The sequence below is a fragment of the Hydrococcus rivularis NIES-593 genome (assembly GCF_001904635.1).
Lineage (GTDB): Bacteria > Cyanobacteriota > Cyanobacteriia > Cyanobacteriales > Microcystaceae > Hydrococcus > Hydrococcus rivularis.
Genome location: NZ_MRCB01000038.1, coordinates 23,395 through 38,224 on the forward strand (window position 1 = coordinate 23,395; position 14,830 = coordinate 38,224).

Sequence of the window (14,830 nt, forward strand, 5' to 3'; positions counted from 1 at the left end):
GCTAAATGAAACGGGTTAGTTGCACGCGATAGCGTTGTTTTTTGGTGAGATCCACTTCATTGACTTGCAAGCGCCCTTTCCCCCGCACCGAGATTAAGTCTCCGATTTTGACCGTATAGCTAGCTTGCGTCACTTCTTTCCAATTGACTCTAACATCTCCCGCCGCGATCGCGTCTGCCATCTTGCTGCGAGACATCCCAAATCCTGCCGAAGCGATCGCATCTAGTCGCATCGAAGCTTCAACCGTCGTTATCTCTTTTTTCTGAGGCGGACGTACCTTAAGTTCGCTCAAATCGATGCGCTGAGTCTTGACGGGTACGGAACGCACTTGCACTAAAGACGTTTCCAAAAATTCTGCTATTTCTGGTACGACGAGAACTTGTGCGCCTCTTTCTCCCAAAACGATAATATCTCCCACCTTATCGCGGACGATTCCAGTTCCTAAAATCGCGCCTAAAAAATCTCGATGATTGGCGGGATCGAAGAGGAAATTCCCTGCAATATCGAGAGCAGTTATTTGAATTTGCGAAGGATCCAGCCGGATGTGCGATCGCGCCATTCCGATTCGCTGGCGTTCTGCCTGCGGATAGCCTCCCCAAGCAATATACTCGATTTCGGTCAAACGTCCAAAAATTTGCTGCGCTTCTGCCAAAACGGGGGGCGAGAGAAAGTCCGTTAAAGCCATTTCCCAGGTTCTGAGAGCTTGTTCGGCTTTATCGACGATGCGAGCAATTTCTTCTCGATTCTCGACCCCTTTTAATAATTCTTCTCTTGGCAGCATGTTTTACCTTTGTCGTTTGTCCTTTGCCATTTGTCATTCGTCTCTTGTTTAATACTAATGACCGACGACCAATCTCAAGATTCTTGGTAACCTTGGAGATTTTCTGGCTCAAACTCGCGGAGAATAGCAGTTGCTTTATTTTTAATCGTTTCCGATCCTTTCACCACGATAATATATTTACCTGCATTGAGGCGATTGCGGTAAGAGAGGGCATCGCCGCTACCGGATGACAAACCAACGCCACCGCCTACGAAGATGCTTCCCATTGCGCCTGCAATTGCGCCTGCCAGTCCGCCCAAAATATGGTTGCCCGGTTCTCCTGCCCAGTCAAAGGTATCCAAACCGGTAATCAGGTTAAATACATAACCCGCAGCAAAACCGAAGGGAACTAGCCAGTATGCCATCACGATAGCGCGTTTCTTGGCTTGCTCTTTAGGATCGATTAAACCGAATTCATCTGCCGTTTTGTAGCCTTGACCGAGAATCGTTAGTTGCTCGGTGGGAATACCAGCTTTTTCGAGTGCGGTATAGGCAGCTTCTGCCTTAGTGCGATCGGGTAGTACGGCAATCAGATAGTTCATCGTTCTAAATCGGTTGCGATGAGGGTATAACTACAATTTATCAGTTCCTATACTAGCTAGCATTATTGATTGCCAAAGCGTAATTGTTTTTGTGATTGCGAATTGTCAGAGGTACGGGTTTGGCATTGCCAAACCCTAAGAAGAAGATTAAACTGCTACTTTAGCCTTAGACCAAATGCCGTTCTCGTCTTCTTCATATTCTTGGCGAATCTTGTCCCAAGCGGCCTGCTCTGCCTGTATTTCGTCATTGGTCTCATCATAAACGGCGTTGTAGCGCTCGATAAAGGTTTTCTGAGCGGCTGGTGAGAGATGGGAGCGAACTTCGGGCGATAAGTCTTCTGGGCTGCTACAACGACCGCGACAAACACGAGATAAGGGCGCATTGGTGGTGTGGATTTCCTCTGCGCCAGCGCTTTCGAGTAAGAGTTGAAATTCCCCGGATTTATCGGCAGGAACTTCCACCATGACGATAAAATCTCCGGCTTTTAGACGGGTTTCATAAATAGCTGCCTTGTCTTGTGGCATGCCAAGGGTAGCGAGTGCTGATGCTAAGCCAGCTCCGGCACTTCCAGCGATCGCGCCGCTTGCCGCTCCCAGTAAAATCGCGCTAATCGGACCTGCGGCAACTACCGAACCGACGAAGGGGATAAATAGGACTCCAACTCCTGTTAGCAGACTCAGAAAAGAACCAAATAAAGATCCAAAAATGGCTCCATTTTTAAGTCCGCCGAGAATGACATCTTTTTTGGTAATAAAGCCAGTAATACGCGTTTGGGACTGAAAATTTCTGCCCATAACGGAGATATGGTCGCGGGACACTCCTCTGTCTAACAAACGCTTAATTACGTCATTAATCTGACTTTCTTGTTTAAAAACGGCGGTAATCGTGCGTTCTGCTTGGTATTCTTGAGGCATTTGTTTTTTATCCCCATCTTTTGTGTAACTTCATTGCTATTTGAACAAGTTTCTCCTAGGTTATGCATCTATTAGACGAAAGACACTCAAAGAAAAATTTGGCGCGTCGATCTAACTTAGGGAATAGATCGAAAAGTCAATCGAGAAAAATCAAGGAAAGGTGATTAGGAAAAACCCAGTTTTTGAAGCACAATTTTCAATTATCAATTCGCAATCGGAGGAATAATTGCGAAGATTGTCTTTTTCTTGCTTGATATAGCAGACAGTCCAAAGTCAAGTATGCTACCATCTGGGATAAAATTATTTACTCTTCGATATCGATGGGCAAGGTTCTGGTGTTAAACGCCTCATACGAACCGCTCAATATCACCAGTTGGCGAAGGGCGGTCGTTTTATTACTCAAAGGCAAAGCAGAGCAGTTAGAACATAACGGTCAACAAGTGTACGCCAACTTTCCGCTTCCTTCTGTTATTCGACTGCGACATTACGTTCGCGTTCCCTACAAAGAAATTCCCTTAACCCGTCGCAACATTCTCGAACGAGATCGTCACAGTTGTCAATACTGTAATTACAAAGGAGAGCAATTAACCCTAGATCATGTGATCCCGCGATCGCGCGGTGGTGGAGATACCTGGGAAAATTTAGTGACAGCTTGTGTGCGTTGCAATGTCAAAAAAGGCAATCGCACCCCAAAAGAGGCAGGCATGCATCTGAGGCATCAACCGCGAAAACCTTACAGTAGCCTTCACTTTGAAATTGTCAAGCACACTAGGGGCAATCTCAATCAAGAGTGGCGAAAATATGTAATAGGAGGAATTAGTTAAGGAACGAGCGATTGATTAAAGTACGTTCCTTTTTTATTTTTAATTGACTAACTCTCAATAGAACAACAACTAGAGCAAAAACTGACAAGTTTAAACAATAACCTTCTATTTCTTGTCAATCTTAGATAGGCAAAAGAGTTATTAGTTTGGACTACCTGCTTTTAATTTTATGTTTAAACAAATCTTTCCCAGAGGATTTGCCCTAACTTAACAAGCTCAACGGTAACGAACAGAATGAGTAGAACAGTAACTAATCTATTTAAGATAAGGAGATCTCCTTTGCCGAATAGGGAGGCAACGAACTTGAGGACGATAATCGCTATAGCGGCAAGTACGAGAAGTTTTCCAGGGTTCATAGTTTTTTTAGACTTTATCTCTAAAGAATAGTCTACAATTAGGTCTTGCTTTTATGCGAGCAAACAGAGAATAATAACTCTCAGAAAAATTTGGAATATATAATTGACTCGTGATTGCAATTTATCCTGGTAGCTTCGATCCAATTACTTTGGGTCATCTCGATCTCATCGAAAGAGCGGGACAACTATTTGAGAGGGTTATCGTTGCTGTGTTATGCAATACTAGCAAGCAACCGATGTTTTCAGTAGAGAAACGACTCGAACAAATTCGTTATTGTACTCAACATCTACCGAATGTAGAAGTTGATAGTTTTCTCGGGCTGACAGTGGAGTATGCTAAATTGCGTAAGGCTAGAGTTCTCTTGCGAGGACTGCGAGTGCTTTCCGACTTTGAAAAAGAATTACAGATGGCTCACACCAACAAAACATTGCGAGATGAAATCGAAACGGTGTTTTTAGCAACGGCTAAAGAGTACAGTTTTTTGAGTAGCAGTATTGTCAAAGAAATTGCTAAATTTGGCGGTTCTGTCGCTCACCTAGTTCCAGAAAATGTCGCCAGAGACATTTATCAATATTACTCTTAAAAAGAAATTCTAAATTCATTGATAAGCTATTGTTAAAGGAAAATATTTATTATATTATGTTTCGCCCAGATCTATCTTCAGGTAATTCATCTAAAGACGATCCGTCCGAGCAAGTTAACATGTCTACTCCCGGTCGTGCTATGGATTTCGATCTTCAACGAGAACTCGACCGACTCGAAGAGATAATTCTTGATAGTCCTCGCGTTCCTATGAGTCGTCGGACGTTGGTAGATGAGGATAAATTGCTAAATCAATTAGATTTGGTGAGAATGAATTTGCCTGAAGCCTTTGAGAAAGCGATGGAAATCCTTCAGCAAAGGCAGGAAATTTTATCGGAAGCGGAAGAGTACGCACAACAGATCATTCAATCGGCTCATCAACGGGCAGCACAAATTGAGGATGAGATGGCGATTGTGCAACGGGCACAAGGGGAAGCCCATCAAATCCGACAGCAAGTGCAGCAAGAGTGCGAAGCCATGCAACGACAGACTTTTGCCCAAATTGAGCAAATGCGCCGCGCAGCCCAGCAGGAATTTCAGGAAATGTTGAAGCGAACGCAAGCCGAATGTGCGGAGATTCAAAACGGTGCCGACGAATATGCCGATCGCGTTCTGAGTAATATCGAACAACAACTCGGTGAAATGTTACAGGTGATTCGCAACGGACGACAGCAGCTATCTCCTAATACTATCTCCCAAGCCCCCTCGGACAAGAAGCTTCCCGGTACGAAGAGAACGCGATAGCGAAAACCCGATCGCACTTTAAACGTCCGCAAGCAGTCTTGCTTTCCTTAGTAGGAATTGGAGGAAAGGTTCTTCTCTAGAAATAAAAAGGTTCTTCTCTAGAAATAATAAGTGGGAGGGGTAAATTAAATGTAAGATCGCAATGATCCCAGCTTTCCGGAAATATGCCAGCCCCTTTACGGATTGTATTTCTCCTCTTTTGGCGTTTTCGCTTGACGTAATCGAACGGCTAACTCGTCCACACTTTCTTTCACTTCGATTGAAGTCATCCCAACCATGAGAAGCACCAGCAACGTTGCTTCTCAGTTTAAGTCATCCGCCAGTTCTTCAGTTTAAATTGGTATTAGAATTTCATTTTCTAAGAGCGATCGCTTACACTTTTAGATTTCTCATCCAACCCTTTTATATCCTCTTTTCTCCCTTCTGTTGTTGCAATTTATAGTAAGTTTCTAGACCAGATTGATAATCAGAGCCAACTAAATCTTAAGATTTCCCAAATCCTCTCTTAATAGCACTGCCCCAGGTTTTTGTGATTGCCCACGCGCCAAAGATATTCTGGCAAAGGGTTAGAGTGTAAAGTCTAGAGTCTCTTTGCCAATTGGATTGAATCCATTTGTCGAGTTCGTAGTCAATGCTCATAGAAACTTAGTTTTTGGAAAAAGCTGCCTTGGGCGCGATCGCTACTCAAATTCCTCATTCAACTTGGGATTGATGTACCCAGCCGGAAATACTGTAATCGTCACTCACAATCATTAACCATTCTCCCTTACGGAGATAGACTTCGGCAGTCCGACCAGTAGCAATCTGCCCGATGATGCGTCCGTTAGGTGTGGAGCGAACGTTAGTATATCCATCGCGACTGATAAACTGCACGTTAGCTTCGGGATAGACAAGCTGCGACTCGTGCATATATCCATCTCCGCATTGGTCGCTAAAGATTCGTAACCAGCCCTTGTAATAGTATCCAGTTTCAGTAAAAACTATCGACCCGTTAGGACAGCGACGAAGAATTTTAGCGTTGGGTGCGCTGCGGACATTAGCATACCCATCAGCACTGTAAACCATACCGCGACCCGCCGTACCAGCATGAACGGGTTTAGATGAAGCAATGAGAGTAGAAACAGCAACCAGTCCAAGAACGAGTAATTTTTTCATTGTTGTTCTGAAAGTTTTTAAGAAGATGTCTGAAAAGTCTTTGATTATGCTAAACGTCTAAGCCTAATATCCGAATCATGGCGACTTGAATCATTGCCTCAGAAGTAGAAGGCAAGACTTCATAATCTTTACTCAAACGTCGGCACCAGTTAAACCAGCCAAAAGTCCGTTCGACAACCCAACGTCGAGGTAAAACTTCAAAGCCTTGTGCCGTATCAGAACGTAGTACTGTTTCGAGAACCCAATGATAAACATCCATAACCCAGCGCATAAAATCTTCACCAAGGGTAACCACCATCGACCCAAATCTTGACCAAACGATGAAATCTTGTTTTTAAACGATCTAGTCGAGCAAATACTAACCTTACACCTTCTCGGCACCGAAGATTGGCGGCTGTGACTACGACAACTATTAATTATCCCAAAGTATCGACCAAAATATGACGTTTACGAACTTTAATTTTTTTGCCCGTACCATAACCTACTTCTAAATGGATCGTGGTTGCTGTTTCTACTGACTGGCTGTCCAAAATGGCTGCCGATGGGCTGGGATGACGATTTCTACATAGGCTATGCGGCAGAAAATCTCACTGATAATAGTTACTACTGACGATACCTTGATGTCTTTGCAAAAACTCTGTATCGTTCCAGTCGCGATCGCCTGAAATCTTCTGTACGCGATCGCGACTATAATCTAACTTAAGGCGAAAATCTGACGATAACGCTCCTCCAGCCACATAAGTAGGGCGGATAGCCGTACGGGTAGGGGAAAAATTGCCGTTTTAGCGAATTTGGAATTAAAAATTACCTTTTTGCGGCTGATAATATTCGTGGGTTAAAAACGGCACGCTGACTAATTCTCCCGACGCTTCGCCTACTGCTACCGTCAACCCTGCACCGCCTGCTTTAGTGCGAACGTAAGCTAAACCAAATAACCCTGCTTCAGTTTCAATGAGGCTAGTAAGCACGCCGACTTTATCTCCTTCGAGGGTAACTGGAGTGCCTGCTGCAACGGGAGCGTTCAATTTGACTCCCCAGAGCCTTTGTTTTACGCCTTTATAGGTATTGAGACGAGCGATCGTTTCTTGACCGATATAGCAGCCTTTGTCAAAGGAAATGGCTTTCCAGAGTCCAGCTTCTAGAGGATTGTAGTCTTCTGTCAGTTCTTTATCGGGAACGGGTCTTCCCTGTAAGATTCGCAATTGTTCCCAAACGCGATCGCCCAGAGGAATTGCACCCAATCCAGTCAGTTTAGACCAGATTTGAGCGGCTGCTTCTACTGGCACGATTAAAGTATATCCCGGCAATGCCAATCCGCTTCCTACTGCTATGCGGATTGAATTTTCCCCTATCTGCACCAGTAGGTGACTGCCTTCTGGTCGATCGACCAATGACATTGACTCGCCTGCTAATTGTTTGACTAAAGAATCGCTTTCGGGACCTATTAGCGTGAAAATAGCATTATCATAAGAAATATCGGCTAATTCTACCTTATCCATCGGGAAGATATAGCGATCCATCCATTGCATGAGTTGCCCTCGGCGGTTGGGAGAGACGAGGATGAGGATAGCGTCTTCGGTTAGGTAGGCTGTGGCGAGATCGAGGGTTCGTCCGGTGGAATTGACGAAAACCGTATCGCATCCTTGTCCGGGTTGAAGAGAGTTAATATTATTCGTCGTTTGGTTGTGGAGAAAGCGCGAGCGATCTTCTCCTTTGAGTTGCAACAGTCCCCAACTAGAGCGATCCCACAAGGCTACTCCTGCTTTAGCTGCCTCTATCGCCTCGCGATCGTTGCCAAAACTGCTCGGAGTGTTAGACTCTCCCTCAAAGATTGCCCCTATTTTTTTTTGAATATCCCGTAATGCCTGTATCATATTGACTTTGGATTGCTTATTAGCAAAATCACTTTCTTGTCTTTTACCCTGTTAATTAGATGGTAAATTAGCGAAAATCTCTTTAACTAATTGTTGCGTTTTGGTTTCTAAGCGATGCCAATCAACATCTCCTGTTTCATCAATTAAACTGGTATCGACCTCAATCTCTTGAGTAGTTTCCTCCGTCTCATCAACTATCTGTATTTGGGCAGGGTTGTAGTCGAGAAAACAGACTTGAAAACAAAGGCTCCAAAGATCGACCCTCACCGAGCGATCGCCCTGAGTCAAACAAAGTAAGTAACCGGGATAGGGAGTTTGTATTTCTTGGTAAGTTCCCTGCCATGAAGATTCGTCAAGCTGTTTGCGAATATTATCTATCACTCGAATAAAAGCAGGCTGCATCAATAGTTGAGCTTGCTCCCAAGCCAGTGCGGTTTTAAATTTGGGTTTCATATTCTTCCTCGCTCGTTGGCTTAAGTCTACAGAAAGATTTAATACTAAGACAAATTTTTTTTAACTTTTCTAAAAGTAAAATTGACTGCGAGTGTCAATGAATCATAAACCTAGATAAAACGCTATACTCTTTCTACGCTTCTTGAGATAGAAAAGCAGAAACTCTCAAAAATCTCTTCTGCTCGTCTGTGTGAGTCACTGTTTGTCAATGTATACTCAAAGCTAGTATTATTACAGCTTGCTCATCTTCCCCAAATCGAATATGCAACCGCGCACCGTGCATCGCCGAACCAAAATTGTTGCCACCATTGGACCTGCCACTACTAAACGGGGAGTTCTCCGCCAACTAATTCAGGCAGGTGCAACAACCCTACGCCTCAACTTCTCCCACGGAACTCACGAAGATCACCAACGGAGCATTCGTCTGATTCGTCAGACGGCGTTTGAGTTGAACAAACCCGTCGGGATTTTACAGGATTTGCAAGGTCCCAAAATTCGTCTGGGCAAGTTTAAATGTCAGTCGATCGCGCTTAAACCCGGCGACCCCTTCATTCTGACCAGTCGAGAAGTTGAATGCACTCAAGAAATAAGCTACGTCAGTTATGAATATCTTACCGACGAAGTTCCTGAAGGAGCCAGAATTCTACTCGACGACGGTAAGGTAGAAATGCGGGTAGAAAAAATCGATCGCCAAAGCCGAGAGTTGTATTGTCGAGTAATAGTGGGCGGCACCCTATCGAGTAATAAGGGGGTAAATTTTCCGGGGGTTTATCTGTCGGTCAAAGCTTTGACCGATAAAGACAAAACCGATTTGATGTTTGGGCTGGATCAAGGAGTCGATTGGGTCGCCCTTAGCTTTGTTCGCAACCCGCAAGATATTCTAGAAATTAAAGATTTGATCGCCAGTGCCGGAAAATCCGTCCCTGTGATTGCCAAGATTGAAAAGCACGAAGCGATCGAGGAGATTGAAGAAATTCTGTCCCTCTGCAATGGAGTCATGGTGGCGCGAGGAGATTTGGGCGTGGAATTGCCCGCAGAAGATGTTCCGATTCTGCAAAAGCGGCTGATCGCGACGGCAAACCAGTTGGGCATTCCGATTATTACCGCAACTCAGATGCTAGACAGCATGGTCAATAATCCTCGTCCCACCCGTGCCGAGGTATCGGATGTCGCCAATGCTATTCTCGATGGAACCGATGCCGTAATGCTCTCCAACGAAACGGCGGTTGGTAAATATCCTGTAGAAGCAGTAGCAACGATGGCACGCATCGCCGAACGGATCGAACAGGAACAAATCCGCAGCCAGCAACGAACCACTGCCAAGCAATCGATCCCCAACGCCATCTCTGCTGCTGTCAGTCAAATCGCCGAACAACTAGAAGCAGCCGCCATTATAACCTTAACTAAATCGGGAGCAACCGCCCGCAACGTTTCTAAGTTTCGACCGCAAACCCCAATTTTAGCGGTCACGCCCCACGTCGATGTGGCTCGTCAATTGCAATTAGTTTGGGGCGTTAAACCCTTGATGATGCTCGATTTGCCTTCCACCAGTCAAACCTTCCAAGCGGCTATCAATATGGCTCAAGAAAATTATTTTTTAGCCGATGGAGATCTGGTGGTAATGACGGCAGGAACGCTGCAAGGCGTTTCGGGTTCGACCGATCTCATTAAAGTAGAAGTGGTGAAAGCGATATTGGGCAAAGGCATTGGCATCGGTCAGGGAGTGGCTAGCGGTTGTGCGAGAGTAGCTCGCCACGCCAGAGAAGTTGGAAATTTCGATCGCGGAGACATTCTCGTCGCACCTGCCACTAATGCCGAATTTATCGAAGCAATGCGTAAAGCAGCCGGGATCGTTACTGAAGACCCCAGTCTGACCAGCCATGCAGCCGTGATTGGCTTGCGGTTGGGGATTCCAGTCATTGTTGGCTTTAAAGATGCAGCTAGTCTGATTCGCGAAGGAGCGATTATTTCTATCGACGCACAGCGAGGGGTAGTTTACTCCGGTTTGATGAGAACGTGAAAGACAAAAAGCGATGTGCTAATGGGGCTTAAAAATTGTCAAACATTCCTTGCTCTGACAGCTTTCCCAGTCGGCATGAGATTGACGGAGTAGGGCGATTGCTTCGGCTACAGTATCGACGCAATTCGGAATCGTCATATCGACGGCATTTGCCAGTTTAGGTTCGCGATCGACCATGTGTTTCGTCGCCCAATCTACCAGATCGAACCACATTTTCCCTACCATAATTAAAGGCGTGTTGCGTAGATGACGAACTTGTAGCAGTTGCCAAATCATCATAGCTTCCAAAGTTGTCCCAATGCCGCCAGGAAGAACGACAAAGGCATCTGAGAGCAGAACGAAGTGATGCAAGCGAGAAAAAAAGGTTCGGTGCTGGTAGACCTCTTCTACAAATGGGTTGGTTTGTTGCTCGTAACTCAAATTGACTCGAAGACCGATGGATTCAAAGCGATCGCTGGGATCGGCTAACACGCTGCCTTCATTAGCTGCTTCCATCAACCCAGGACCGCCACCCGTCACGATATCGCATCCCATTGCAGTCAGTTCGCTCGCCAACCAACGAACATCATCGTAAAGCGGCGTGTCTTTTTGAATTCGTGCCGACCCAAATACAGTGACCCGATAGTGTTGTCGTTTGGGAGGTTGGATGCTGCTCAATCCATTAACAACATCCCAAAGTTGAAGAACTGCTTGCTGTACGATCGCAAATGTCGTTTCAGCTTCGCTCGTCTTCTCGTTCTCATTAATGCTGTTTTTGAGGATATTATCCTCTGGGATCGCTCGTTCGTTGGCGCTCATAGTGGCACGTCCATTGCCTTTACCTTACTTATAGTCTCGAATTTATCTATCCCTAAACTGACAAACTATTAGTCCCCAGATAGATAACTTATAGCAAAAATTCGTTATTAATTGGCAAAATAGGAATTTATTTTTAATTAGCAACCGTATTTGTGAAAAAGCTTGCCCAACGCCAACATTCTAGTGACTGGTCAAAGGAACTCAGCGATCTAATTAGCGGCGCATCTGGAGGTTTTCTCTTCGGCATTCCTCTGCTCTTCTATACGATGGAAGTTTGGTTCGTCGGCTCCCAGGTTTCACCTCCGTTACTCCTGGCGATTCTCTCTCTCACCGACGACTATTGCTTTTAATATTGCTCCCGCCGATGAAGTTCTCATGTTATACCATTTTTCATTCATTAATGACAGAGATAGTCGATCGCCCTCACCCCCAACCCCCCTCCCTATTTGGGAGAGGGAAGAAGAATGTCGCTCGCGAAAACATAAAAATTGATATTACATAATGTCCTTGGTGACAGCAATGCTGATGCTGTTTTTTTCAACAGCTTTCCTTTGAAGATCCGTGGGATCTTTGGTTGCGTTACACTCTCATTCGTCGAGGCTCAATTGTTCGTCAATGGGCGAGTTAGCGAAATTGCCTCTCAGGAAGTTGACTTAATTAAGTTTTTTTCCACGCGCCACCTACTTTAAAAAAGCTAATATAATTTTTTTCTTTCTAGAGATATAGGAATATAAAAAACATCATCTTTATGAATGGTGATTTTCTCTGACTAGCGATAGATATAAGTATCACCAATTAGATTAATTTTTGATTTTAGAATGGCAAGATACAATTAAAATTCAGTTAAAAATTACACTGAAAAAGACTCGAATGCATTGCAAACAAGCGAACAGCTTGCTCTAGCAACTAAGATTTAAAGATTTTCTCTTAACAAGCTCGACAGTAAGAAAACAAGACTGTAGATAGATCGTTGAAAGGCTTGCTTCAGAGTACTGTAGATAATAACTCCTTTGAAATTAAAGCTCATATAAAGCTTTTAAAGATGGAGAGTTTAAACCGAGGAGAACATAATATGGTTACGACATTGACAGATGCAAAACGTTCTGCAATTGCAGAAAAGTTGGCAAGTATGAAAGTTGTTCAAGAGTTGCTGATTGCCAACGAACAGCAGTTTCTTCAGCAAACTAATAATCAAGAACTGAGCGATCGCCTGCGTAAGATGCTAGAGGACGACCAGAAAAATTTGGGTATTATCGATACCGTCATGACTCAATACGGCATTCAATCTCAACCCAAAGAGCACGTCCAGCGCTTCATCGAGCAAGCTCGTAATATGATGGGAAAATCCGAGCTGTCGCTTTATGAAAAAATGACCCAGCACGAGTTGCTCAAACACTCACAGGTGATGGCTGGATTAATCGTTCATAAGGCAGGTCAAGTGGTTGGAGCTGATATAGAGGCTGCGATCGCGCCTTTGAATACAGTCAACTTTGAAAATCGCGCCCATCAAGAACAGCTCAAAGGCTTTCTAGAATATTTGGGCACGATGGAGTTAACCGGACAAGAGCCAGATCGAGGTTTCTGGGGAAGAATCCAGGATGCGATGGCTGCCGTGACGGGCGTTGTTGGTAGCGCCGTTACTCAAGCGTCCGACAAATCCGACATGAACATTCAAGATATCATCCGCATGGATCATCAGAAGGCAAAAACGCTGATGTCTGAGATTGAGAATAGCAGCGATTCTCAGAAGTGCCAAGAGTACTTCGGACAGCTTTACATGGATCTGATGGCGCATTCTGAGGCAGAAGAACAGGTCGTCTATCCTAACGTGCGTTCCTTCTACGGGGATGATAACACGCAGGAACTCTATGACGAACAAGCTCAACTCAAACAAGTTCTTGAGCAGATGCGCCAAAGCGATCCCACTTCCTCAGACTTCAAGTCCAATCTTCAACGAGTCAAGGAAATGGTAAACGACCATACCACTCAAGAAGAGACCACCATGTTTGCTGCGATTCGCAATAACTGTTCTACCGACCAGCAAGAGCAAATGGCAACTCAGTTTAAAGAAGCGAAGAAGCAACTGCAAACTCAGATGCAAAATCGGATGAGTCAGATGGCTCGCTAAACTTCTAAAGGTGGGGAAAAACTCGATTTCCCCCTCTTTATTACTAGCCCGAATTATTTATTATACCAATTTTCAGGTTTTCGCGATCGACATTCTTCTCCCCTCTCCCTATTTGGGAGAGGGGTTGGGGGTGAGGGCGATCGACTATCTCTGTCATTAATGAATGAAAAATGGTACTACCAGTCATTCTCCTCTGAGTGCTTTTCAATTTGAGAAATCGACAATTTGATTATTTGCTTGACAGCCGCTTCGGGTTCCTGGGTCAATACAGTTCGTAAGGGTTCTATGGCAGAGCGATCGCCGATCTTCATTAAGGCGAGAGCCGCTGCCTTTCGGCTTTCTCCATCGGCATGATGCAGTAACTCGACGAGATTGGGAATTGCTGGGCGATGGCTTAGATTGCCCAGGGCTGCTGCCGCTTCGCACCGGACATTTTCGGCGGGATCGCTCAAGGCGTTAATCAGAAGGCTGAATGCTCCTTCTTCTGGCTCTTCTTGAGCAATTTTGGCGATCGCTCCCACAACGGCAGCGCGAACCTCAGCCGAGTTAGAGGAGATCTCCCGATACAATAGCTCCTTCGCCTCTGCCCCAATAAACGCCAACGCCCATGCTGCGTGTCCCTTAGTACTTTCGGGAGGCTCTGGCGAGGCTAAAATTTCTAATAATGCTGGTACTGCTGCTTCGCCCGTTCTAGCAAGCGCTCCGACCGAAGATCCTCGAACTACCGTATCCTCATCTTCTAAGAAGGCACGAATCAAGGTTGGAATGGCAATCGGGTCGGCAATGAGCGTTAGGGTTTTGGCGGCAGCTCTGCGCACGACTGCATTGGGATGATTGGCTAAAGCGTCCAGTAAAAACGGAATGGCAGGTTTACCAATTTCACCCAACGTCTCTGCGAAACTCAGCCTGACCATCCCCCGCGAATCTCCCAAACTCTCAACCATTTGTTTAAGAAGCTGTCGATCTTCAGGATTGAAACTGCCTTGATTTAGCTGCTTGCTAACTGCTTCAAGCAAAGCATCTGTCTCTGCCTGAGACAGTTGGACAGAACTACCGCCAGATTGAGTTTCCCAGTTAAGTATGTTATCCATTGCTTTTGATATTAACTCAAGTTGCTAGCTATATCTAGCTATATAAAATGCTCCAAGCGCAACCATCATCGGCTTTATACTGCCAGAATCTTGGAAGTCTCTTCAGATTTACCGATGGTGGTGAAGTTGGCTTTTTCCCGCATGAGCTTGGCGTTAGCCATGCGATCGGAACGGGATTCTTTCTTTAAGATCGGGCTGTTGACCAACCCAATGATGCTATGGGCTGTGATTATAACCTTTTTGTTACAGACTCAGTTCAGGAGGTCGTTATACCAATTTCAGGTTTTCGCAATCGACATTCTTCTCCCCTCTCCCAAATAGGGAGAGGGGTTAGGGGTGAGGGCGATCGACCATCTCTGTCATTAATGAATGAAAAATGGTATTAAATGTCAAATCTGCGAACGAATAATATTGCTGAACGCACTATTCAATATTTGAGTAGCAAACAGTGTGCCAATGGAGGTTTCTGTGCTTACAGGAAAGGAAGCGAAGCCCACCCCTTTTTAAGGGTGGGATGTAGCGTCTGC

18 protein-coding genes are annotated in these 14,830 nt (G+C 45.0%); 7 read left to right on the forward strand and 11 right to left on the reverse strand.

Annotated elements, in window-relative coordinates:
• Position 1 precedes the first annotated feature (1 nt).
• The 3 genes from NIES593_RS20680 to NIES593_RS20690 all read right to left on the reverse strand — a co-directional run bounded on the left by NIES593_RS20680 (position 2) and on the right by NIES593_RS20690 (position 2,277).
• Positions 2 to 781 (reverse strand): photosystem II electron transport protein, Sll1252 family, encoded by a 780-nt coding sequence (locus NIES593_RS20680; RefSeq protein ID WP_073601386.1) that lies wholly within the window; start codon positions 779 to 781, stop codon positions 2 to 4.
• 74 nt (positions 782 to 855) lie between these two features.
• Positions 856 to 1,362 carry a hypothetical protein gene (locus NIES593_RS20685; protein ID WP_073601387.1) on the reverse strand — a complete coding sequence of 169 codons (507 nt, stop codon included), beginning with the start codon at positions 1,360 to 1,362 and terminating at the stop codon, positions 856 to 858.
• A 147-nt stretch (positions 1,363 to 1,509) separates the two neighbouring features.
• Positions 1,510 to 2,277, reverse strand: a complete 768-nt coding sequence (locus tag NIES593_RS20690) for a ChaB family protein (RefSeq protein WP_073601388.1) — start codon at positions 2,275 to 2,277, stop codon at positions 1,510 to 1,512.
• A gap of 320 nt (positions 2,278 to 2,597) precedes the next feature.
• Here NIES593_RS20690 and NIES593_RS20695 point away from each other — a divergent pair, with 320 nt between their 5' ends.
• Positions 2,598 to 3,101 carry an HNH endonuclease gene (locus NIES593_RS20695; RefSeq protein WP_073601389.1) on the forward strand — a complete coding sequence of 168 codons (504 nt, stop codon included), beginning with the start codon at positions 2,598 to 2,600 and terminating at the stop codon, positions 3,099 to 3,101.
• 173 nt (positions 3,102 to 3,274) lie between these two features.
• On the opposite strand, the gene NIES593_RS20700 is transcribed toward NIES593_RS20695, so the two are convergent.
• Positions 3,275 to 3,457, reverse strand: a complete 183-nt coding sequence (locus NIES593_RS20700; RefSeq protein WP_073601390.1) for a hypothetical protein — start codon at positions 3,455 to 3,457, stop codon at positions 3,275 to 3,277.
• A gap of 110 nt (positions 3,458 to 3,567) precedes the next feature.
• Here NIES593_RS20700 and coaD point away from each other — a divergent pair, with 110 nt between their 5' ends.
• Positions 3,568 to 4,041, forward strand: a complete 474-nt coding sequence (coaD, locus tag NIES593_RS20705) for a pantetheine-phosphate adenylyltransferase (RefSeq protein WP_073601391.1) — start codon at positions 3,568 to 3,570, stop codon at positions 4,039 to 4,041.
• Between the two features lie 56 nt (positions 4,042 to 4,097).
• Positions 4,098 to 4,784, forward strand: coding sequence for a F0F1 ATP synthase subunit B (locus NIES593_RS20710; protein ID WP_073601392.1), 687 nt, complete (start codon positions 4,098 to 4,100; stop codon positions 4,782 to 4,784).
• 693 nt (positions 4,785 to 5,477) lie between these two features.
• Here NIES593_RS20710 and NIES593_RS20715 read toward each other — a convergent pair.
• From NIES593_RS20715 to NIES593_RS20735, 4 genes are all read right to left on the reverse strand, one after another.
• A complete protein-coding gene (locus NIES593_RS20715; protein ID WP_073601393.1) occupies positions 5,478 to 5,939 on the reverse strand; it encodes an SH3 domain-containing protein in 462 nt (153 codons plus the stop codon).
• Between the two features lie 49 nt (positions 5,940 to 5,988).
• Entirely contained in the window at positions 5,989 to 6,237 is a 249-nt protein-coding gene (locus tag NIES593_RS20720; protein ID WP_083602506.1) for a transposase, read from the reverse strand.
• Positions 6,238 to 6,736: 499 nt separating this feature from the next.
• Entirely contained in the window at positions 6,737 to 7,813 is a 1,077-nt protein-coding gene (ygfZ, locus tag NIES593_RS20730; RefSeq protein WP_073601394.1) for a CAF17-like 4Fe-4S cluster assembly/insertion protein YgfZ, read from the reverse strand.
• 51 nt (positions 7,814 to 7,864) lie between these two features.
• Positions 7,865 to 8,266, reverse strand: coding sequence for a hypothetical protein (locus tag NIES593_RS20735; RefSeq protein ID WP_073601395.1), 402 nt, complete (start codon positions 8,264 to 8,266; stop codon positions 7,865 to 7,867).
• A 262-nt stretch (positions 8,267 to 8,528) separates the two neighbouring features.
• Between NIES593_RS20735 and pyk the strand changes: the two genes are divergently transcribed.
• Positions 8,529 to 10,286, forward strand: coding sequence for a pyruvate kinase (gene pyk, locus NIES593_RS20740; protein WP_073601396.1), 1,758 nt, complete (start codon positions 8,529 to 8,531; stop codon positions 10,284 to 10,286).
• A gap of 18 nt (positions 10,287 to 10,304) precedes the next feature.
• On the opposite strand, the gene NIES593_RS20745 is transcribed toward pyk, so the two are convergent.
• Positions 10,305 to 11,084, reverse strand: coding sequence for an LOG family protein (locus NIES593_RS20745; RefSeq protein WP_073601397.1), 780 nt, complete (start codon positions 11,082 to 11,084; stop codon positions 10,305 to 10,307).
• 152 nt (positions 11,085 to 11,236) lie between these two features.
• Here NIES593_RS20745 and NIES593_RS20750 point away from each other — a divergent pair, with 152 nt between their 5' ends.
• Positions 11,237 to 11,434, forward strand: coding sequence for a DUF2391 family protein (locus tag NIES593_RS20750; protein ID WP_073601398.1), 198 nt, complete (start codon positions 11,237 to 11,239; stop codon positions 11,432 to 11,434).
• A 722-nt stretch (positions 11,435 to 12,156) separates the two neighbouring features.
• Positions 12,157 to 13,212 (forward strand): hemerythrin domain-containing protein, encoded by a 1,056-nt coding sequence (locus tag NIES593_RS20755; protein ID WP_073601399.1) that lies wholly within the window; start codon positions 12,157 to 12,159, stop codon positions 13,210 to 13,212.
• 176 nt (positions 13,213 to 13,388) lie between these two features.
• Here NIES593_RS20755 and NIES593_RS20760 read toward each other — a convergent pair whose 3' ends face one another.
• Together NIES593_RS20760 and NIES593_RS25330 are read right to left on the reverse strand one after the other, a co-directional pair.
• A complete protein-coding gene (locus tag NIES593_RS20760) occupies positions 13,389 to 14,303 on the reverse strand; it encodes a HEAT repeat domain-containing protein (protein WP_073601400.1) in 915 nt (304 codons plus the stop codon).
• Positions 14,304 to 14,377: 74 nt separating this feature from the next.
• Positions 14,378 to 14,509 (reverse strand): hypothetical protein, encoded by a 132-nt coding sequence (locus NIES593_RS25330; RefSeq protein WP_281250774.1) that lies wholly within the window; start codon positions 14,507 to 14,509, stop codon positions 14,378 to 14,380.
• On the opposite strand from NIES593_RS25330, the gene NIES593_RS25690 reads away from it, so the two are divergent.
• Positions 14,463 to 14,624: a hypothetical protein gene (locus NIES593_RS25690; RefSeq protein ID WP_342747388.1), complete on the forward strand. Its 162-nt coding sequence runs from the start codon at positions 14,463 to 14,465 to the stop codon at positions 14,622 to 14,624. The two genes, NIES593_RS25330 and NIES593_RS25690, sit on opposite strands and share 47 nt — an antisense overlap.
• Positions 14,625 to 14,830: the final 206 nt, after the last annotated feature.